The following is a 21,462-nucleotide window of genomic DNA, read 5'->3' on the forward strand; positions in this document are numbered from 1 at the left end:
CTCAACTGCGCTCGGGGAGACATTAGGAATTCCTTAGCGCTTTGATCAGCTCTTCCTTGCTCATTTTGCTTCTGCCTTCGATCCCGACTTCTTTGGCTTTTTTATATAGCTCATCTTTGGTTCTGTCCTCGTATTTTTCCGCTTTTCCACCTTTTTTACCGGAGTTTTCGGTATTGGCAATTCGCGCAGCTTTTGTCTTGCTCATTCCTTTATCCCGAAGTGCTTCGTATTGATCTTCATTCTTAATTTGTGGTGTGTCTTTATTTGGCATAACGAGTTTATTTATATGTTATTAGTTAAAAGTTCTCAGTTTTCCGTTTGTAACGATTAGCCGCGAGTTCTTTCGATTTCCTGTAGATTTCGCTGATTTTTTCGCAGAATTCCTTTAAAGTAAAAATCTTCGTAATAACTCCTATATCCCTTTGCAGGTGAGGGGGCTTTTATTTAATCTTTGTCGTTCCGTCGTGCTCGTGTTTCAGGTTTAGGGTTTCTTTTGGCTGGTGAAGACCGTCTTCCACTTTTTTACCCATAGGTCCTTTGGCTATTGTAATACCACCATCTACCTGATAGACTGATCCTGTTACGTAAGTCGCCTCATCAGATGCAAGAAAAAGATAAACATTTGCCACTTCTTCGGTCTTACCTCTCCTGCCCATTAAGGTGGCGTTCACCATAGTTTTTTCTGATTCCTTATCAAGCCCGCTGGTTTCTTTATGAGTCCAGGAGGTATCAATTGGTCCCGGTGCTACGACATTTACCCTTATCCCGTTTTCGGCCTGCTCGGCAGCTACTCCTTTCATAAAGGAATGCACAAATCCTTTGGTACCTCCGTAAGCAGCAACTTCCGGAATTCCGACAATTGCAGATTCTGATCCTGCGGAAACTATGCAGCCTTTTGTTTTCTTAAGTTCCGGGATGGCCAGTTTTGTCATAAGAAAGGTGGTACGCACGTTGTTCTTCAGCATATTTTCAAATGCCTCTACGGAATATTCATCCACGGTATTCACTTCGGGATATACCCCCGCATTGTTGATAAGAATATCAATTTTCCCCCACTTATCTGTAGCGGCTTTAATAGCTTTTTTCGCGGTTTCGATTTCTGAAATATCTCCTTTAAAAGAGATCGCCTGCCCATTATTGCTACTTATCTCACTCACTACTTTTTCAACAGGGTCTTGAGGCATTCCTACCACCAGCACGTTTGCGCCTTCCAGGGCAAATTTTTTGCAAATTGCTTCTCCTATTCCTGTTCCTCCTCCTGTTACGATTGCTGTTTTTCCTTCTAATCTTTTCATAATTTCTATTTCATAGTTCATCTTTAAATTAAAAAAATTGTAGCAGAAAAGCCTGCAAGTAAGATGGTTTATCAAAAGTTTAATATTATATCTTAATGATTATTGAAAGGAGGGTTCACGCAAAGGCGCAAAGCTTCCGCAGAGAACGCAAAGAAAAATTCCCCTCCGCCGGAGGGGTGTCCGTAGAACGGGGTGGTCCCACTCCAAATTTTCCCGCAGAATCCGCAGATAGAAAAATTGCAGATTTTCGCAGATACAACTCTCTTCAAATTAAATGACGAAACCCGGAGAGAAGTTTTAGCTTCTTTCCGGGTTTGATTTCTTCTGAATTTTCAGAAAAATATTAACCTATTATAAAATCCTCATAATTTGCTACATAATCATTTGCAGCACCTACTCCGGCTTCGTTTTCTGTATTTAATGGCGTTTCTTCAGGTTGATTAGGAATATCACTTTCAGTATGACCACCTAAGATTGGAGCAAGTACAAGTCCAATTAAACAGGTAAGTTTTATTAAGATGTTCATAGAAGGACCTGAAGTATCTTTGAAAGGATCTCCAACAGTGTCTCCAGTAACGGCTGCTTTATGAGCATCAGAACCTTTATAGGTCATTTCACCGTTGATGAGTACTCCTGCCTCAAAAGATTTTTTAGCGTTGTCCCATGCACCCCCGGCGTTATTCTGGAAAATAGCCCAAAGCACTCCACTTACAGTAACCCCGGCCATATAACCTCCAAGCATTTCAGCAATTAAAAGATTGTCGTAACCAAAGATCATTGGAAGTAATGCTATAGCAATAGGAAAACCAATTGTAAGTGCTCCCGGAAGAACCATCTCTTTAAGAGCAGCTTCAGTAGAGATCGCAACACACTTATCATATTCAGGTTTTCCTGTTCCTTCCATAATTCCCGGAATTTCCCTGAACTGCCTTCTTACTTCTTCCACCATTTTCATAGCAGCTTTACCTACAGAATTCATTGCCAGAGCCGAAAATACTACAGGCACCATTCCACCTACGAACAACATCGCAAGTACAGGAGCTTTAAAAATATTAATACCGTCTATTCCTGTAAAAGTTACATAAGCAGCAAAAAGAGCAAGGGAGGTAAGTGCCGCAGAGGCGATGGCAAAACCTTTTCCTGTAGCAGCAGTAGTGTTTCCTACCGAATCCAGGATATCTGTACGCTCTCTAACCTCAGCAGGTAATTCACTCATTTCTGCAATTCCACCAGCGTTATCTGCAATAGGTCCAAAAGCATCGATAGCCAGCTGCATTGCAGTAGTCGCCATCATCGCTGAGGCTGCAAGGGCAACTCCATAAAATCCCGCAAGCGCGTAAGATGCCCAGATTGCAGTAGCAAATAAAAGTATGGATCCAAAAGTAGAGATCATTCCCGTAGCAAGACCTGCAATAATGTTGGTTCCCGCACCTGTGCTTGATTTCTGAACAATTGAAAGCACTGGTTTTTTACCGAGTCCTGTATAATATTCAGTTACAGCAGAGATTAATCCTCCCACAGCAAGACCTACAAGAGTAGCATAGAAAACCCTCATTGAAGAGATCTCTTTATACTCAAAACCTTCAGCTCCACTAAGTAAAAAATCCCATTGTTAAAGCCTGCTCCGGCAACATCCATTTTACAAGAAAATAACAGGAAACAGCCACTAAAGCAATAGAGATCCAGTTTCCTTTGTTAAGACTTCCCTGTACTTCAGCTTCTTTTGCTGTATTATTTTTAATACTTACAACCATACTTCCAATAATGGAAAAAATGATCCCGACACTTAGCAATGGACATAGGTAAAAGAATAGGCCCTATACCTCCAAAACCTGAATCCACAATATTACCTCCCATATCCTGGATCACGTAATTACCCAGTACCATCGCAGCAAGAACTGTTGCCACATAACTACCAAAAAGATCGGCACCCATCCCCGCAACGTCACCCACATTATCCCCAACGTTATCTGCAATAGTCGCAGGGTTTCGCGGATCATCCTCAGGAATACCTAAGCTTCCACTTTACCTACAAGATCGGCACCCACATCCGCCGCCTTTGTATAAATACCACCCCCTACTCGTGCAAAAAGAGCTATAGATTCAGCTCCAAGAGAGAATCCTGCGAGGGTTTCCAGAACGATGGTCATTTGTTCAGTATTTGTCCACTCTCCCCCCATAAAGAAGTGGTAGAATAAGATAAAGAATGCAGTAAGGCCAAGGACCGCCAAACCTGCAACCCCAAGACCCATTACGGTTCCTCCTGTAAAGGAAACTTTTAAAGCATGTGGAAGACTGGTACGGGCAGCCTGTGTGGTACGTACGTTACTTTTAGTAGCGATCTTCATTCCCATATTTCCCGCAAGGGCAGAAAAGAAAGCCCCAAAGATAAAAGCAACAACTATCAACCAATGTGTGGTAGGAACTATAAAAGAAACAGCTGCAAGGGCGATACTGGCAGCGATAACAAAAACGGTAAGTAATTTATATTCGGCTTTTAAGAAAGCAAGTGCGCCTTCATAGATATGAGAGGCAATTTCATTCATTTTTCCTGAGCTTAAGCATCTTGTTTTAACACCCAGGACCTTTGTATCCACATATAGACAAGGCCAATAAGGGCAAGGACTATTGGGGCATAGATCATCATTGATTCCATACTTGTTTGTTAAGGTTTAGTTAATGGCAGCTAATGTAGTAAATCAATGATAATTAAAAAAGCAATAATTTTTTTAAGATTATTGCTTTTTATTATTAAAATGAGGGAGAGATTTTACCTATAATCCAAATCTTTCCTTATCACCTTCGTAATTCTTATATCTTTCTATACACTGCTGAATTATTGTCCTGGCTTCAGCTGCATCACCCCAACCTCCTACATCTACTTTCTTTTTTTCAAGATCTTTATACACTCTAAAGAAGTGTTCAATTTCCTTTACTAAATGGCCGTTAAGTTCGTGAAGGTCATTTAATCTATTCCAGATAGGATCTGATACTGGTACACAAATAATCTTTTCATCAGGACCTTTTTCATCTGCCATATGGAAAACGCCAATAGGCTTCACTTCCATTACAATTCCAGGGAATGTAGGTTCGGCAACCAGTACGAGTACATCCAACGGGTCACTGTCTTGTGCAAGAGTATTAGGTATGAATCCATAATCTGCAGGATACATCATTGAAGAAAAGATCATACGGTCATAGCGTACCTTCTTTAATTCAAAGTCATATTCGTATTTGTTTCTGCTTCCCTTCGGAATTTCTATAAGTACATCAAAAGTATCAGACATCTTTATTTCTGTTTTTCACATTTTTAGAGGGGGCAAATATAAACCTTTTAAAACGGAAAAAATGTTATTTAAAAGTGAAAACCGAAGGTGGCTGTTACCCCAAAAGTCCGTGCATCGGGGTTATCAAAGTAGCTTCCACGGAAGTGAGCATCAATACGAATGAACTTGAAAATATTTCCCACTCCGGCACTGTATTCCCAATAGGGTTCTTCCTGCGGCGCCCTTAAAGGCAAGCCGGAAGCATCCAGCTGCCTGTTCTCTTCTGAAATATTTCCCCATACTCCTCTAATGCCTATGATCTCCCGCAGATAAAGGTTCCTTAACCCCGGAATCCTGGAAAAGATCCTTCCATTAAAATTGTGTTCAAAGTGAGAAGCCACGTACGTATCGGTTACGAACTCATAAAAATCGAGCAACGGAAAAGTGTTATACATGGAAAAGTAAGTTTGGTTTCCCGGGACCACACTTAATAATCCCAGCGGCACCTCTCCAAAGGTCTTACCTGCCTCAAGGCTTATGTTTGCCAGGCCTAATCCACCAATCCACCACGGCTGATCGTAAAACAGCTGCAGTTTCCTGTACTCAAAATCGCTGTTAAAAATATCACGGGCCCCATAAGTGTAATTTAAGAAAATCGTCGGAAAATTCTCAGCATTAATAACCGTCCTGTCCACCCCATAACCCGAAGTTTTTCTTCCGGGAGTAAAGCTTACAATTGTAGAAACTTCGGTTTGGTCAATATCTGTTGCTATTTCATTTTGTGCCCGATCTGTATACCAGGAAAGGCTGAATTCCGGGGACGCAGGTCGCAGGTTTCGATGAGAACCAATTACCTGAAATGTAATATTTCTTACTAGCTCAATAGAAAGTCCTATAGTTGTGAGTTTAATTGTACTAAGAGTATTATTATCGCCCACGTTAAGCAAAGAGGAGGAGGCAAGGCTTCTTCCCAACACATCGGTTGTATTTGTCAAACTCGATCCCAGTTGCTCTATATCATTCCTGTATCCGGCAGAAGCAATTAATCGGGATTTGGGGTCCAGCATCAATTGGCCGAGGATACCGTATTTGAACTTTTCATCTTTGAATCCGTATGCTCCATAGCCTTCAATCCTCCAGGGATCATCGGGTCCAAAATAGGTGCGTGCCCCTACTCTTAGCCGAAGCCCCTCCACATCATTGTAGCCAATTAAACTGTATACCGGACCAAAATCCCATCCTTTAAATTCCAAATATCCTGTAGCCGCTATACTGGCTATAGTATATACTCTTTGAAAGGCAGGCACACTTTGCAGGGTGTCCAGCATCTGGTAAACACCGCTCTCATCCCTGTTCAAGGGCTCCAGGCGATTCTCTTTCCAAAAGCTTTCTTCTCTCTTATAAATAGCTTCGTCCCGGGAAGTTACTCTCCTGTCATAAAAACCTGACGGCCGCTTTTCGTTAAATTTGTGCTGATCATATAATACCGTTTTCTTCCCATAAATGCCACGTGCATCTTCTTTCTTCTCAAAAGAGAAATCGGCTAAAAGGAAATCTCTTTTTAGCAAAAATATTGAATCATTCAGCACCTCGAATTCCTGTTCCAGATAAACTCCTTTTACCCAGTTGATATTAGCATTGGGAGACATTTCCATCTTGATTTGCTTTATCGCCCAGGTAGTATCGTTCACCCAAAAATTCCCTTTAAAAGTGAACTCATTTTGCTTAAGCGGGGATAATAAACAATATTGTAGAGCCATTTATTGTCTATCATAGAACTGTCTGCAAGCACATAATTGTAATTGTCTATTCCTGTTGTTGAGAGCGGGCTTATAAAATTCTTATCAAAGATTCTAAGGTAGTTTTCATAAACGTCTATTTCAAAATAAAGGTCTTTGATACTCTCAATTAGGATCTGGTTATTATTAAATCCTGAATTTTTATTTCCAATAAGATCCTCCCGCTTTTTTCCCAGTTTATTATCGCCATAAACCTGAAGTACCGACTCATTTAAGAAAATAGGCAGATAGGTTTTCCCGGTAATGGCATTGGTATCAAGATCTTCAAATATAAACTCCAGCCCGTTAAAGATCTTGTTATTTATAAAAGAGCTATCTATCGTATTGACATCAAACTCCAGTTTTTCATATTTTCGATATTCATACTGGTCAAATTTGTTAACCCCGTTTTGCCTTCGGTTTTCCCAAATTTTCCTTAGAATGTCTATTGCCGGATTGTTTTTCTTGGAAGTTTTTCCCTGCATAATATAAACTTCCTGCAAACTTTCCTGGTCTTCTTTAAGAACAACCTTGAGGTTTAAGTTATCCCCCTCCTTCAGCTGAAGGACGAGCGGTTCATATCCTACGAAGGAAAATTCTACTGCTTTGTAATCCCGGGTAGAAGTAAGGTAAAATTTTCCGTCTTCCGAAGAAACAGTGCCTACAGAGGAATTTAGAAATATAACATTTGCAAAAGCTACAGGCTCACCCGCTTCATCTACTATTTCACCACTAATCCTGGTTTGGGCGAGGGAAGAAAAGAAACTTAGCAAAAGAAAGGAACAGAGGAAAAATTGCTTCATAGAGGGCAAAAAAAAAACTCCATCTAATAAGCTTAGATGAAGTTTCAAATATAAATGGTTTCCCGTTATTTATATAACACCTTTTTTACTGCTTTTATAACGTCTTCACTATTTGGAAGCCATTCCTTTAAAAGCACTTAGTGAATAAGGCGCAGGAGTATCTGCAGTATTAATTTTCACTATAGGTGCATCCAGATAATCAAATGCCTGGGACTGTACCTGGTAGGTGATTTCTGTGGCAATATTTCCAAAAGGCCAGGCCTCTTCAAGAATTACAAGTCGGTTAGTTTTTTTAACAGACTTAAGAATTGTTTCGTGGTCCATAGGACGTATAGTCCTTAGGTCGATGATCTCACAGGAAATATCTTCTTTTTCCAGTTCTTCAGCAGCTTTGTAAGCCTCTTTAATGATCTTTCCGAAGGAAACAATTGTTACATCTGTACCTTCACGTTTAATATCAGCTACTCCAATAGGGATAGTATACTCTTCTTCCGGCACCTCTCCTTTATCCCCATACATTTGCTCGCTTTCCATAAAGATCACCGGGTCGTCATCACGAATAGCCGACTTAAGCAAACCTTTTGCATCATAAGGATTTGACGGAACAATTACTTTAAGACCGGGACAGTTGGCAAACCAGCTTTCAAAAGCCTGGGAGTGAGTTGCTGCCAATTGGCCTGCAGAAGCAGTCGGACCACGGAAAACTATAGGAATATTAAATTGTCCCCCGCTCATCTGCCGCATTTTGGCCGCGTTGTTTATTATTTGATCAATTCCAACCAGAGAAAAGTTAAAGGTCATAAATTCTACGATCGGCCTGTTACCGTTCATAGCACTTCCCACAGCAATACCAGAGAAACCAAGTTCTGCGATTGGTGTATCTATAACTCTTTTTGGGCCGAACTCATCTAACATACCTTTGGAAGCTTTATAAGCTCCGTTATATTCCGCAACTTCCTCTCCCATTAAGTAGATGGTGTCATCTCTTCGCATTTCTTCACTCATGGCTTGCTGGACCGCTTCTCTAAACTGAATTGTCTTCATTCTATAGTTGAATATGTTTTTCAAAATTTGAAGAACAAAAATAGTAATTAAGGAAAGTTTAAACTACTACTTCGGGATAAAATATTTATTATGCACGCATAGCAAATATGGTTTTAATTACTTATCTTCGTAAAAAATGACAATAAATTTATTTTAAAAGGAAATATAGATGAAAATATTAGTATGTATTAGCCATGTGCCCGATACTACCTCAAAAATTAATTTTACTGACGGGGATAAAAAATTCGATACCAACGGAGTTCAATTTGTCATTAATCCCAATGATGAGTTCGGCCTTACCCGCGCAATGTGGTTTAAGGAAAAACAGGGAGCCAGCGTTGATGTTATAAATGTTGGAGGGCCTGAAACTGAACCTACACTTAGAAAAGCCTTAGCCATAGGTGCCGACAATGCAATTAGAGTTAACACCCCTGCTATAGATGGTTTCCAGGTGGCAAAAGAAATTGCTAAGGTCGCAAAAGAAGGAGGATACGATCTCATTATTGCCGGGAGAGAATCTATAGACTATAATGGCGGTATGGTCCCGGGAATTCTTGCGGGATTATTAGGCGCTAATTTCGTCAATACCTGTATTAGTATTGAAGTAGAAGGAAGTGAAGCTAAAGCCGTGAGGGAAATTGATGGCGGGAAAGAAAGCCTGACAGCAAGTTTACCGCTGGTAATAGGAGCTCAAAAAGGCCTTGTGGAAGAGAGTGATCTTAGGATCCCAAATATGAGAGGAATTATGATGGCGAGAAAAAAGCCCCTTAATGTAGTAGAACCTACAGATGTTACAGCACCTACACAAGTGGAGAAATTTGAAAAACCAGCTCCTAAAGGAATTGTAAAACTTATTGATCCCGATAATCTTGATGAGCTGGTGAATCTACTTCACAACGAGGCTAAGGTTATATAATAAATAATAAAAAGACCTCACAGGTTTTAAAAACCTGTGAGGTCTCTCAAAAAATAAACATATGTCAGTTTTAGTATATACAGAATCAGAAGAAGGAAAGTTTAAAAAAGCATCTCTGGAAGTGGCTTCCTACGCAAAGGAAGTTGCACAATCTCTTGGAACCACAGTTACTGCCGTTGTTTTTAATGCTGAAGATGCTTCAGAATTAGGACAGTATGGTGTAGATAAAGTATTGAAAGTAAGCAGTGATAAATTAAAGAATTTTAATGCTGAAGCTTATGCTGATGCACTTAAACAGGCTGCTGAAAAAGAAGATGCGAAAGTGGTTATTTTGAGCCAGAGCGCAAACAGCAAATATGTAGCTCCCTTGCTTGCGGTACACCTGAATGCGGGATATGCTTCTAACGTAGTTGCATTACCTGAAAGCACCAGCCCTTTTACAGTTAAAAGAACTGCTTTTACTAATAAAGCCTTCAGCTTTACATCAATTAATACCGAGGTAAAAATTATAGGAGTTTCTAAAAATGCTTTTGGACTAAAAGAAAGTTCAGCATCTGCAACCGTTGAAGATTTTAATCCTGTCCTCGCCGGGGAAGATTTTTCGGTTAATGTTACCAGTGTAGATAAAGCCAGGGATAAAGTGACCATTGCCGATGCAGAAATTGTAGTATCTGGTGGACGCGGTATGAAAGGACCTGAAAACTGGGGAATGCTGGAAGAGTTAGCCGATACTCTTGGAGCAGCTACAGCCTGTTCCAAACCTGTAAGTGACATGGGATGGAGGCCTCACGGGGAACACGTGGGACAAACAGGAAAACCTGTTGCCGCAAATTTATATATCGCGGTTGGAATATCTGGTGCAATACAGCATCTTGCAGGTATTAATGCTTCCAAGACTAAAGTCGTGATAAACAATGATCCCGAAGCTCCATTTTTTAAAGCTGCAGATTATGGTGTAGTAGGAGACGCCTTTGAGATCGTGCCTAAACTAAATGAAAAACTAAAAGAATTTAAAGCTAAAAACGCATAATTTTTTTAACTTGCGTGCCTTAAAAGGGCTGTCTAAATCTGGTATAATGTCCTTATTTAGACAGCCCTTTTTAATTATTGATATATGAGTTTAGTACGCCTTAATATAAAAGGAATTTCTTATAGTCAAACCCAAAATGGGGCTTACGCACTCATTCTAAGCGAGGTGGATGGAGAGAGAAAATTACCTATAGTAATTGGTGCTTTTGAGGCACAATCTATTGCTATAGCTTTAGAGAAAGAAATAAAGCCTCCCCGGCCATTAACGCACGATCTTTTTAAAAATTTTAGCGACCGCTTTGAAATTGTTGTAAAACAGGTGATCATTCACAAACTTGTAGATGGTGTTTTTTACTCCAGCCTTATTTGTGAAAGGGATAAAATAGAAGAGATCATAGATGCCCGTACGAGTGATGCAATAGCTCTGGCACTTCGATTTAACGCTCCTATTTTTACTTATAAGAACATCCTTGATAAAGCCGGGATATTCCTCAAAGGAGAATCGGGAACTATGACCCCTACTCCTGCTCAGGAGGAATCGCGAGTTGATGAGATCCTTGCAGACTCCGGAAAAAACCGTGATGTCAATTTCAAAAAAATGTCTCTGGATGAACTTGAAACCCTTCTTGACCAGGCTGTGAAAAGCGAAGATTACGAAAAGGCTGCCAGGCTTAGGGATGAGATCTCAAAACGCAATAAGTAAGCTTACACATGAAGAAAATCTGGGTTCTCCTGTTCTTTATTTTATTTGGAATTTTCACAGTTCAGTCTCAAAACCTCACTAAAACCTGGAGTTTTGAAACCACCACAAAAAACAACACTCTTCCCTCCAATTTTTCTTCCGGAGATCAATTAATTCTTACTGAAGGGCAATTTTTTATCACAAAATCAGGAGACACAATCACCAATGGAGATTATCTCTATCAAAATAACCTTCTTGTTTTTTTCCACAACGAACCGTCAGACAGCATAAGTAAATATCGGGTTTCTGAGCTTTCCGAAGGATCACTTCAGCTTCAGGACGGGAATGACACTTACAGTTTTTCAGAAAAACCTCTGGAGGTCAATGAAATAATTCCTGAAAAAGCTACTAAAGAAATGATTGCCAGCCAGGGACCTTCGTTCACCAGTATATGGCGCGGTGTTTTGGGAATGCTTTGTCTTTTATTACTTGCCTATTTTTTCAGCAGTAACAGGAAAGCCATTAACTGGCGAACTATTACAATGGGACTTGCCGCTCAACTACTGCTGGCAATTGGGGTGTTACAGGTGAATTTCATAAAAAACATCTTTGAATTTGTAGGAGGTATTTTCGTACTGATCCTTGATTTTACACTAGCCGGAAGCGAATTTTTGCTGGGCGGATTAATGAATACCGACAGTTTTGGATTCATTTTTCTTTTCCAGGTCTTACCCACCATTATCTTCTTTTCAGCTTTAACCTCGGTCCTTTTCTACCTGGGAGTAGTTCAAATTATTGTGAGAGGATTAGCCTGGGTCTTGACGAAATTAATGGGAATATCGGGTGCTGAAAGTCTAAGTGTTGCCGGAAATATCTTTTTAGGACAAACAGAGGCTCCACTTCTCATAAAGGCTTACCTGGAGAGAATGACCCGATCTGAAATTTTACTCGTAATGATTGGCGGGATGGCTACAGTTGCTTAAGCGGAGTTCTGGCGGCGTATATTGGTTTTCTTGGAGGCGACGACCCTGCATTACGCTTATCGTTCGCAAAACACCTTCTTGCCGCTTCTGTAATGGCAGCTCCGGGTGCAATTGTAATTTCCAAAATTCTTTATCCGCAACAGGAACCTGTAAATACGAACGTTGAAGTTTCTTCGGAAAAAATTGGTTCCAATATCCTGGACTCTATTGCCAACGGAACTACCGAAGGTTTAAAGCTGGCCGCCAACGTTGCTGCCATGTTACTTGTATTCATTGCTTTTATTGCTATGATCAACTACATCCTGGGCTGGATTGGTGGTATTACTACCTTAAATGGAGTTATGGCGGCCTATACCCCGTACTCCTCTATTTCTCTGGAAGCCATTCTTGGAACCATTTTCGCCCCTCTTATGTGGCTCATAGGGGTAGCCAGGGAGGATATGATGCTTATGGGTCAATTGCTTGGAATTAAGCTGGTTGCCAGTGAATTTGTTGGCTATATACAACTGGCAGAGCTAAAAAACCCTGCAAACCTCCTGAGTCTAAATTACGAGAAATCAGTTATCATGGCCACTTATATGCTTTGTGGATTTGCGAACTTTGCTTCCATTGGAATACAAATTGGCGGGATTGGTTCCCTTGCACCAGGCAAACGAAAAACCTTATCAGAATTCGGAATTAAAGCTCTTATTGGAGGTACTATTGCCTCGTTGCTTTCTGCAACTATTGCAGGGATGATTATTGGGTAATGGGAAGCGGGAAGTCCGAAGTCCGAAGTCAGAAGTCAGAAGTCAGAAGTCAGAAGTCAGAAGTCAGAAGTCAGAAGTCAGAAGTCAGAAGTCAGAAGTCAGAAGTCAGAAGTCAGAAGTCAGAAGTCAGAAGTCAGAAGTCAGAAGTTAGAAGTTAGAAGTTAGAAGTTAGAAGTTAGAAGTTAGAAAATAAATGTTTAGAGTTGAAAGATCGAAGTTTAAAGTTAGAAGTTAGATTGACCGAAATACTAAGTTGGTAGCTAGTAGTTATAACGTGAACCCTTGAACCTTAAACCTTGAACATTAAACCCTGAACATTAAACCTGTAAAACTCTTTTCGGTGTCTAGTCCTAAATGAGCGATACAGATTATTAAGGATTAAAATTAATTATTTAAAGCTGAACGATGATCTCATTGTTCAGCTTTTTTGATTTGTACTGTTTTCTTTTTAGGACTAATTGTTGATGCATTTGATGTGGAGTTAGCATATGGTTTGACAGGTGTGGCCTTAAATGGTTGTAAATTTTTATTGCTTCATCTATTAGCTTTTTTCTTGTTGTGAGGTCAGTATCGTATTTTGCAATATGGAATTCCTGCTTTAATATTCCATTTATCCGCTCGGCAATGGCATTTTCATAGGGATCATACTTCTCAGTCATACTTGGTTTAATATTGTTTTTATCCAGTACCTTTTGATAGTCGTTGGAACAGTATTGGAGGCCCCTGTCGGAGTGGTGTATCAAAGGTTGGTCGCTATAGCATCTGTTTTTGACTGCCATCTCCATAGCTCTTATTGATCCTGACACATCCAAACTATTCGATACGTCGTGCCCCATTACAACTTTCGAGTAAGCATCTGTGACCAGTGCCAGGTATGCAGGATTCCTCCTATTGCCCACATAAGTAATATCACTTACCAAAACCTGTTCTGGCCTATTTATTTCTGTGGCACACAATAGGTTTTTGTGCTTTCTAAATCTATGGTGCGAGTCTGTGGTGATGTGATAGCTTCTCCTGGATTTTATCAGCATATGGTTTGCCCTAAGAATTCTAAAAAGTTTGTCACGTCCTACTTTCAAAGGAACAAGTTCTTCTTTAAGGATATGGTACAGCTTCTTGCTACCTAGCCTGGGCATCAGTATTCTTACGGGCCGCACCAAGGCAATTACCTTTTGTGCCACTTCCTGTTTTTCAATGGTAGATCTAATGGATCTGTAATATACCTGTCTACTTACCCCGAGTAAATCACAGGAAGAAACTATTGTTTCTTTGTGTTCTTCTTTGAAGTGGTCGATAACCCGGGCGTGTAATTTTTTCTGATCTGGATGTCATATTCTTTCTCGGCCATATCTACCAGCATATCGAAGATAATGACTTTCTTATCTGCTCGCTCGGCAAGATGCTCCGCCCTTGCCTTCTGTTTCTCCAGCAGTTTGACTTTGGCCTCTAGCTCAAGGATTCTTTGTTCAGGTGTTTTTGCCACAATAGTTCCAGATTGATTCTCCCAATCAAAGTTACCATATTTTCTGAGCCATTCCCTAATTGTTGATTTAGCTTGAATCCCATATTTATGACAAGCTTCTGTCCTGCCTAGTTGACCAAATTCAATTTCCTGGACAACTTGTAACTTAAAAGAAACAGAGTAATCTTTTTGGGTACGCTTGATATACCCTTTGCTCGCTGATGTTTTCATTACACTAGATTTTTAGTGTATCGCTATTTCAGGACAGGACACGGGTTAAACATAAAAAACCCTTCCATTAAAGAAGGGTTTTTCAGTATCTAATTTTAAGTCTCTCCTATCCAAGAGCAAGTAAACTACCTCCAATTGCAGCACCTGCTGAAAGTAACGCACTGGCTACTAACCACCACGCAGCTGCGGCTGCATTCTTTCTGGTATTCTCTGCCTGAATAATAGCTCTTCTTTTTAGATTTTCTACTTTTCTATTAGCTTCCATTTCAAGATCTGTCACCTTTTGAAGAACATTCGTTTTTGCATCTTCAAAGGATTGTACCACCTTATCAATATCTTTTTGATCAATACTGGTGTTACTGGTTACTATGCCCACAACTGTTTCTTTGTCGAGGTTTGTAAGCTTTCTCTTTATACTGGAAAGGCTGTCGCCGCTTCCACCACTACTGCTCATTCCTAATTTACTCTGAAGGAAACTGGTAAGCATAGAGAAATTAATATCAGGTTTCCCGGTGTGATTCATAAACTTAAAGATCTCTTTTTCAAGTTTAAGTTTCATATCCCCAAAATCGGGAGTACTACTACTTACCGAACCAGTTCCTGAACTACCACTAAGGGTACCTGTTATTTTCCGGATGATCTCCTCTACTTTATCAGCATAATTTTCCAGTTGTTTCCTGTCCAGGCTCGTATTTTGAGAAAGAACTCTTATTATAGTTTCTCTGTCTATCTCCTTGAGTTTCCCTGCAAGTTTAGGACCTTCTACTGATGGATTTTTCACAACCTGCATCACTTTTTCCTGTACTGCACCCTGATCCATGTCGCTCGAAGATGCACTGGCTAATACGCCTTTTATTTTTTCAACATATCGATGCACTTGCTCTTCCTCCTGCGAGGTTAATTTTGCAACAACTTTTTCTACACTTTCTTCCTGAGTATTACCTTCATCATAAGCAGCTTTAAGTTCTTTTTGGAGTTGCTTTAATTGCTCTACTTTCCCTTTACCCTGGGAATCCTCGTTTGAACTATTATTTATTGCACTGGTAAGGACGCTGTTTATTGCCATCCATTTACCCTGGCCACCGCCACCATGCTTCTTCTGGATTTGTTCCTGTCTTTGGTCAGACTCTTTAGAAATCTTTGCCGTTCTTTGGTCAGACTCTTCGACGATTTTCTTAATATCTTCTTTTACCCTCTCATAATCCGGAACTTTTTTGTCTACCGTTTTATTAAGTCTGGTAAAAAACTCATCTATACTATCGTTGATTACGTGCGGATCAAAAGCTGAACTAAAATCTTTTCTAATTTTATCTACTGTATCTTCAGCCACATGCTTCATTTGTGTTTCGTGCGATGTGCTGAACATGCTCTTTACAGCTTCCCCTGATGCTCTAAGACCAGAAGTGGCAGTATTTATAAGGCCTCCTACCAGGGAGTTCACCACTTTACTCTCTAAATAGAAAAGCAGGATAAAAAAAGTTGCCCAAATTACCAATCCTAATGTAATAGCTATTACAGGATTTGCAATAAGTGCAAGATTAATTGCCAGAGCTGTGGCTCCAAATAAGGATAAAACGGTAGTAATTACACTCCAGGCACCAAACCCACTGGTTATCATTGTTCCCGTATCCATCCCATCATCGTCATCATCATCCTTCGTAACATCATGCTTCGTATCGTGCATGTTGTCTTTTCCATTAGGATGATACTTCCCTTTTACATACTGCTTCTTAATATCTCCAATAGCAGTTATTCCCGCTGCTACAGAGAGTGCCGTGAGAATAAATTGAAAACCCATCGCAAGTAATACACCTGCCAGGACAGCTATAAAGAAATTGGGAGTGACAATTGAATCTACGAAATAATAGGTTTCAGTTGTTTCAGGTACCTGTGCATGTGCAGCAATTGCACCTAAACCTAAAAATAAACTCGTACACATTTTCTTTTTCATTTTCCTTTTGATTTTTGTGATTAGTATTAGTCTAATACTAGTTTACAAGATTATAGAAGCAATTGCTACTATTAAAAAGTTAATTAACAATACTTTATCCCCCGGGGAATAGTGATATTAAAGGATTTAACAAAGGTTGATAAGTAATGAATAAAGAATTCACTATAACTGGCAGGCCCTACATAGTTTCCTTATTTTTAAAAAAATTAGACCGTTAAAAGTTGAATTATGAAACAGTATCACGATCTATTACGCCACGTGATGGAAAATGGAAATGAAAAAGGCGACCGTACAGGTACAGGAACAAAGAGTGTTTTTGGCTACCAAATGAGATTTGATCTCCAGGAAGGTTTTCCAATGGTCACCACTAAAAAGTTGCATCTAAAATCTATAGTTTACGAATTACTCTGGTTTCTTAATGGAGACACTAACATTAAATACCTTCAGGACAATGGAGTGAGGATCTGGAATGAATGGGCAGATGAAAATGGAGATCTGGGTCCGGTTTACGGCAGGCAGTGGCGTAACTGGAACAATGAAGATATTGATCAAATAAAAGAAGTCGTGGAAACTTTGAAGAAGAATCCTAACAGCCGCAGGATGATGGTTTCAACATGGAATCCTTCAGCTTTACCAGACACTTCAAAATCTTTTGCTGAAAATGTCGCAAATGATAAAGCCGCACTTCCCCCCTGTCACGCCTTTTTTCAGTTTTATGTAAGTCCGCCGGAAAAAGGTGCAGGAAAAGGTGCAAGACCTAAACTCTCTCTTCAGCTATACCAGCGCAGCGCCGATATTTTTTAGGAGTTCCCTTTAATATTGCGTCCTATGCACTATTAACCATGATGGTAGCACAGGTATGCGATTATGATTATGGAGATTTTATTCATACATTTGGAGACGCACATATTTATAGTAATCATTATGAACAGGTGCAGCTACAGCTTAGCCGGGACCTTCGGCCTTTGCCAAAAATGAAAATTAATCCGGAAGTCAGAGACATCTTCAGCTTTAAGTTTGAAGACTTTGTCCTGGAAGGTTATGAACCTCACCCGCACATAAAAGCACAGGTAGCTGTCTAAAAAACATTTTATTCTTATGAAAGCTTTAAAAGCACTTATCGTATTTTTTATTTTTACAGGAATTTCCTTTGCACAGGATGCAAAGGTGGAGGCTAACAAAGTAACTCAAAAAGAAGTTGCTCCTATTTGGCCGGGTTGTGAGGACAGTAAAGAAACCAAAGACTGTTTCAACTCAAAAATGAATGCCTTTATTAAAGAAAATTTTACTTATTCCCAGGATGCCGATGGTAACTGGGTAAGAGGAAAGTCTACAGTTTCATTTACTGTAGATGAAGAAGGAAAGATTATAAATGTTGAAACTGAAGGACCGGAGGCTATTGTTAATAAGGAAGTGGAAAGAGTTGTAAAATCCTTTCCAAAGCTAAAGCCCGGATTGCGTGGTGATACTCCCGTTACTATAAATTATACTATGTCCTTTAATTTTTAGTAAAGTATTAGAGACATTAAAAGGCTCTTCCTTTAAAGGGAGGGCTTTTTTTGTTAGAGGTGTATTAAACTCACAGTTTCTTCTTTTAACGCCTCCTTAACTCCTGTGGATTAAAGTGATTCTTAAAAAAGCGTAACTTTGGAAATAGCCAATTGCTTTCCTTTTATGATCTCACAGGAAGACCTTAAATCCCTTTTCACCCAAACAAGGGCAGATACCGAAAAAATTTGTTCCTATTTGGAAACGGAAGATTATGTTGTACAACCCATAGTAGATGTTTCCCCTCCCAAGTGGCACCTTGGACATACTACATGGTTCTTTGAAGAATTTATTCTGAAAAAATACCGGAAGAATTACAAGTTGTTTGATGAGCATTCCGCTTATGTGTTTAACAGTTACTACGAAAGTGTAGGAGACAAGGTCGTTCGCACAGATCGCGGAAATCTTTCCCGGCCTACAGTAGCCTGGGTTTATGAATACCGGGAATATGTAACAAAAGAAATCCTGGCCTTTTTTCACGATACTTATTTTGACCGGGAAATGATGGAAGTATTGGAAATTGGTTGCCATCACGAGAAACAACATCAGGAACTTTTACTTACCGATATTAAATTTATCCTGGGGAATAACCCTCTCTTACCAGAATATAACCTCACCTTCAGGGAAAATGAAATTGAAGAGGCACCACAGGAATGGATAAAAATAGAGGAAGGAGTTTATCAAATCGGTCATTCCTCAAATGACTTTAGCTACGATAATGAATTGGGTGCTCATAAAGTTTACCTGGGGGAGTATCAAATTTCGCATAAACTTGTTACTAACGGGGAATATTTGGAATTTATAAATGCAGGTGGCTATGATAATGTGCTGCTCTGGCACGCCGAAGGTTGGGATTGGAAAAATATAAATAATATTCAAACTCCCCTCTACTGGCATAAAATAAATAAACAGTGGCATCACTACACTTTGCAGGGGCTAAAAATTTTAAATCCCGATGCCCCGCTATGTCATGTTTCCTATTATGAAGCTTTTGCCTTTACCCAGTGGAAGAAAATGAGATTGCCTACAGAATTTGAGTGGGAAATTGCGAGCAAAAATTTTAAATGGGGAAAGCGCTGGGAATGGACAGAGAGTGCTTATTCTCCCTACCCAGGCTTTAAAACTGCCGAAGGAGCGTTGGGAGAATATAACGGAAAATTTATGGTGAATCAAAAAGTTTTAAGAGGGGGTTCTGTAGCAACATCTCCAAACCATACCCGCCACACCTACCGTAATTTTTTTCAGCCGCCCTTAAGATGGCAGTTTACTGGAATTAGGCTTGCCAGGTAATCCCGAAAGAATTATGAAAAACAAATCAACAACCTCCTTTGAAGAGGCTTATAAAAAGGACGTATATCTCGGGTTAACCAGTTATCCAAAATATCTTTTATCTAAATATATCTATGATAAAGATGGAGATAAGCTCTTTCAAAAGATCATGGATCTTCCGGAATATTATTTAACTGAATGCGAATTTAATATTCTGGAACAACACAAAGCGCAGATTTCTGAAACATTTGTCTCCCCCGATGGTTTTGACCTTATCGAGTTGGGAGCCGGAGACGGAAAAAAAACTAAAATTCTGCTGAAATACCTTAGCGATAAAAAAGCCCAATTCAAATATCTTCCAATAGATATAAGTGAAAATGCCCTTCAGGAATTAGAAGCTTCGGTCCATAAGGAAATCCCTGAAGTTGATATAAAAATTCAGCAGGGAACTTACTTAGAGACTCTTGAAAGACTGGCGGAATATAATTCCCGAAAAAAAGTGATTATGGTGCTGGGCTCCAATATTGGAAATTTACTGCACAAAGATGCCATCCAGTTTTTAAAAAAAATACGCTCAGCAATGAGTCCTAATGATATGCTGTTTATGGGATTTGATCAAAAGAAAAATCCCCAAACTATATTGAATGCATACAATGACCCACAGGGAGTAACTGCAGCTTTTAACAAAAATGGCTTAATGCGGATCAACAGGGAACTCCGCGGAAATTTTAATCCAGATAATTTCCTGCATTGGGAAACCTATGATCCCGAAACAGGAACTGCAAGAAGTTTTCTGGTTAGTACCAAAGAACAACAGGTGACCGTGGGAGACCTTGAACTGGAGGTTCATTTTGAGCAATGGGAAACCATTCATACCGAAATTTCTCAAAAATACGATGACCACGTGGTGAATTGGCTCGCAAAAGAAGCAGGCTTAAAAGTCACAGAAGCTTTTTCTGACGATAAAAATTATTACAAGAATTATATCTTCAGAATAGAGGGAGATCTTTAAACTTAAAACAGAAATTATGAAGGCATTATGGAATGGAAAAATACTGGCTGAAAGTGAAAACACAAAAATTGTTGAAAATAATCACTATTTCCCACCGGAATCAATCAAAGAAGAATTTTTCAAAGATAGTTCTACACACACCAGGTGCCCCTGGAAGGGAAAAGCATCTTATTACACAATAGAAGTAGATGGTAAGTTGAACGAAGATGCCGCCTGGTATTACCCCGAAGCCAGTAAAGCGGCAAAACCCATTGAAAATTATATCGCCTTTTGAAAAGGTGTGGAAATTACTAATTAAGAGAATTTAAAATCAGAATAAAATTTCACTTTAATGCTTTAAGAAGGCATTCCAACTCCTCCTCGTTATTGAAGTAGTGAAAACTTACCCTTATCCCCTCACCTCTTTGAGAGCAAATAATGTCTTTTCCTCTTAACTTGTTATAAAGTTTGTCGTCTCCTGTAATATTAAAAATAGGAGAATGTTTCTCTCGCTTTATTACCCTCTCCTCCAGCAGTTTTAATTTTATAAATTCTTCTTTCGCCAAATCTGCAAGATTTGCGACCCGACTTTCCACAACATCCATTCCGACTCTTTGAAGAAGATCCAATGCTATTTTTAGGCTGCCAAAGTTAAGCGTATCCTGATGCCCGGGTTCAAACTTACCTATAAAATTTCCTTCGTGAGCTTTATATTTTCCCTGCAGGGAGTTAAATCCTGAACTTTTGGGAGCAATTTTTTCGGCTGCAGTTTCATTGAAAAGAATGAAGGCATTTCCATATCCTCCATTAAGCCATTTGTAAGTACTGGCAGTTACTACATCGAGGCCTGAGGCATCAAAGTCAAATTTTTCGGTACCTAAATACTGCGTACCGTCCGCTATGAAGAGCACATCGGGATTTTCTCTTTTTAATTCTGAAAGAAATTCAAAAGAAAGTTTTATTCCGCTTATGTATTGCACTATACTAAAAGCAAAAACATCAGGCTTGTATTGTTGAAAAGCATTTTTAATATTACTTTCAAGTTGCCCGTCAATAACAGCGGTACAAACCTGAAAATTTCGCGAGCTCACTGCCCAATTGATGGAAGGATAATCATTTTCCAAAAGGAGAACTTTTTTTGACCTGTCCAACCCTTCAAGCAATGTATTGAAACCATAGGAGAAATTTGGGACCAGAGCAACTCTATTGGGTGCACAATTGAAAAATTTGCCTACCCCTTCCCTCACTCCCGCAAGTATCTTCCCCTGCTTTTCTTTTAATATGCTTCCCGAAACCAGGAAATCCAGGTCGTGTTCCTGTCGGAAATCAAAAACTTCTTCAGACAGGAGTCCTGAAGCAGCAGTATTTAAATAGGTATATTGTTCCAGTACAGGAAAGGGTTTTCTTAAATTCTTCATAAGCATTTTAACATTGGAGTAAAAAAACTCTAAATTTGAAACTACAC

16 protein-coding genes and 4 pseudogenes are annotated in these 21,462 nt (G+C 39.5%); 9 read left to right on the forward strand and 11 right to left on the reverse strand.

The window, feature by feature from the left end:
- Nucleotides 1-22: 22 nt before the first annotated feature.
- The 7 genes and pseudogenes from LZ575_RS10600 to LZ575_RS10625 all read right to left on the reverse strand — a co-directional run bounded on the left by LZ575_RS10600 (nt 23) and on the right by LZ575_RS10625 (nt 8,186).
- Nucleotides 23-271, reverse strand: coding sequence for a Rho termination factor N-terminal domain-containing protein (locus tag LZ575_RS10600; protein WP_235330576.1), 249 nt, complete (start codon nt 269-271; stop codon nt 23-25).
- A 169-nt stretch (nt 272-440) separates the two neighbouring features.
- Entirely contained in the window at nt 441-1,295 is an 855-nt protein-coding gene (locus tag LZ575_RS10605; RefSeq protein ID WP_235330577.1) for an SDR family NAD(P)-dependent oxidoreductase, read from the reverse strand.
- Between the two features lie 343 nt (nt 1,296-1,638).
- Nucleotides 1,639-3,951 (reverse strand): annotated as a pseudogene (locus LZ575_RS10610) (sodium-translocating pyrophosphatase).
- A gap of 118 nt (nt 3,952-4,069) precedes the next feature.
- Nucleotides 4,070-4,582, reverse strand: coding sequence for an inorganic diphosphatase (locus LZ575_RS10615; RefSeq protein WP_235330578.1), 513 nt, complete (start codon nt 4,580-4,582; stop codon nt 4,070-4,072).
- A 68-nt stretch (nt 4,583-4,650) separates the two neighbouring features.
- Nucleotides 4,651-6,252, reverse strand: a complete 1,602-nt coding sequence (locus LZ575_RS23630) for a DUF5686 family protein (protein ID WP_311196076.1) — start codon at nt 6,250-6,252, stop codon at nt 4,651-4,653.
- Complete coding sequence (locus tag LZ575_RS23635; RefSeq protein WP_311196077.1) at nt 6,249-7,190, reverse strand: DUF5686 family protein; 942 nt, start codon at nt 7,188-7,190, stop codon at nt 6,249-6,251. Before LZ575_RS23635 ends, LZ575_RS23630 begins: the two co-directional genes overlap by 4 nt.
- Before the next feature lie 17 nt (nt 7,191-7,207).
- A pseudogene (locus LZ575_RS10625) lies at nt 7,208-8,186 on the reverse strand (pyruvate dehydrogenase complex E1 component subunit beta).
- Between the two features lie 169 nt (nt 8,187-8,355).
- On the opposite strand from LZ575_RS10625, the gene LZ575_RS10630 reads away from it, so the two are divergent.
- The 4 genes and pseudogenes from LZ575_RS10630 to LZ575_RS10645 all read left to right on the forward strand — a co-directional run bounded on the left by LZ575_RS10630 (nt 8,356) and on the right by LZ575_RS10645 (nt 12,545).
- A complete protein-coding gene (locus LZ575_RS10630; RefSeq protein WP_235330579.1) occupies nt 8,356-9,102 on the forward strand; it encodes an electron transfer flavoprotein subunit beta/FixA family protein in 747 nt (248 codons plus the stop codon).
- 61 nt (nt 9,103-9,163) lie between these two features.
- Nucleotides 9,164-10,132: an electron transfer flavoprotein subunit alpha/FixB family protein gene (locus LZ575_RS10635; RefSeq protein ID WP_235330580.1), complete on the forward strand. Its 969-nt coding sequence runs from the start codon at nt 9,164-9,166 to the stop codon at nt 10,130-10,132.
- A gap of 84 nt (nt 10,133-10,216) precedes the next feature.
- Entirely contained in the window at nt 10,217-10,834 is a 618-nt protein-coding gene (locus LZ575_RS10640; RefSeq protein WP_235330581.1) for a bifunctional nuclease family protein, read from the forward strand.
- 8 nt (nt 10,835-10,842) lie between these two features.
- Nucleotides 10,843-12,545, forward strand: a pseudogene (locus LZ575_RS10645) (NupC/NupG family nucleoside CNT transporter).
- Between the two features lie 392 nt (nt 12,546-12,937).
- Here the strand turns inward: LZ575_RS10645 and LZ575_RS10650 are convergent.
- The 3 genes from LZ575_RS10650 to LZ575_RS10660 form a co-directional block, all read right to left on the reverse strand.
- On the reverse strand, nt 12,938-13,840 hold the full coding sequence (locus tag LZ575_RS10650; RefSeq protein ID WP_311196085.1) for an IS3 family transposase: 903 nt from the start codon (nt 13,838-13,840) through the stop codon (nt 12,938-12,940).
- Nucleotides 13,804-14,238 carry a helix-turn-helix domain-containing protein gene (locus LZ575_RS10655; protein WP_235325074.1) on the reverse strand — a complete coding sequence of 145 codons (435 nt, stop codon included), beginning with the start codon at nt 14,236-14,238 and terminating at the stop codon, nt 13,804-13,806. Before LZ575_RS10655 ends, LZ575_RS10650 begins: the two co-directional genes overlap by 37 nt.
- A 106-nt stretch (nt 14,239-14,344) precedes the next feature.
- Nucleotides 14,345-16,189, reverse strand: coding sequence for a hypothetical protein (locus LZ575_RS10660; protein WP_235330582.1), 1,845 nt, complete (start codon nt 16,187-16,189; stop codon nt 14,345-14,347).
- A gap of 228 nt (nt 16,190-16,417) precedes the next feature.
- Between LZ575_RS10660 and LZ575_RS10665 the strand changes: the two are divergent.
- The 5 genes and pseudogenes from LZ575_RS10665 (at nt 16,418) to LZ575_RS10685 (ending at nt 20,292) form a co-directional block, all read left to right on the forward strand.
- Nucleotides 16,418-17,271: pseudogene (locus LZ575_RS10665) on the forward strand (thymidylate synthase).
- Between the two features lie 16 nt (nt 17,272-17,287).
- Nucleotides 17,288-17,698 carry an energy transducer TonB gene (locus LZ575_RS10670; protein WP_235330583.1) on the forward strand — a complete coding sequence of 137 codons (411 nt, stop codon included), beginning with the start codon at nt 17,288-17,290 and terminating at the stop codon, nt 17,696-17,698.
- 165 nt (nt 17,699-17,863) lie between these two features.
- Complete coding sequence (egtB, locus tag LZ575_RS10675) at nt 17,864-19,027, forward strand: ergothioneine biosynthesis protein EgtB (protein ID WP_235330715.1); 1,164 nt, start codon at nt 17,864-17,866, stop codon at nt 19,025-19,027.
- Nucleotides 19,028-19,040: 13 nt separating this feature from the next.
- The gene (locus LZ575_RS10680) at nt 19,041-20,018 is read left to right on the forward strand and encodes an L-histidine N(alpha)-methyltransferase (protein WP_235330584.1); all 978 of its coding nucleotides are present in this window, start codon (nt 19,041-19,043) and stop codon (nt 20,016-20,018) included.
- Between the two features lie 16 nt (nt 20,019-20,034).
- Complete coding sequence (locus tag LZ575_RS10685; protein ID WP_235330585.1) at nt 20,035-20,292, forward strand: DUF427 domain-containing protein; 258 nt, start codon at nt 20,035-20,037, stop codon at nt 20,290-20,292.
- 49 nt (nt 20,293-20,341) lie between these two features.
- Here LZ575_RS10685 and LZ575_RS10690 read toward each other — a convergent pair whose 3' ends face one another.
- Nucleotides 20,342-21,415 carry an aminotransferase class V-fold PLP-dependent enzyme gene (locus LZ575_RS10690; RefSeq protein WP_235330586.1) on the reverse strand — a complete coding sequence of 358 codons (1,074 nt, stop codon included), beginning with the start codon at nt 21,413-21,415 and terminating at the stop codon, nt 20,342-20,344.
- Nucleotides 21,416-21,462 lie beyond the last annotated feature (47 nt).

The sequence above is a fragment of the Antarcticibacterium sp. 1MA-6-2 genome, assembly GCF_021535135.1.
Lineage (GTDB): Bacteria > Bacteroidota > Bacteroidia > Flavobacteriales > Flavobacteriaceae > Gillisia.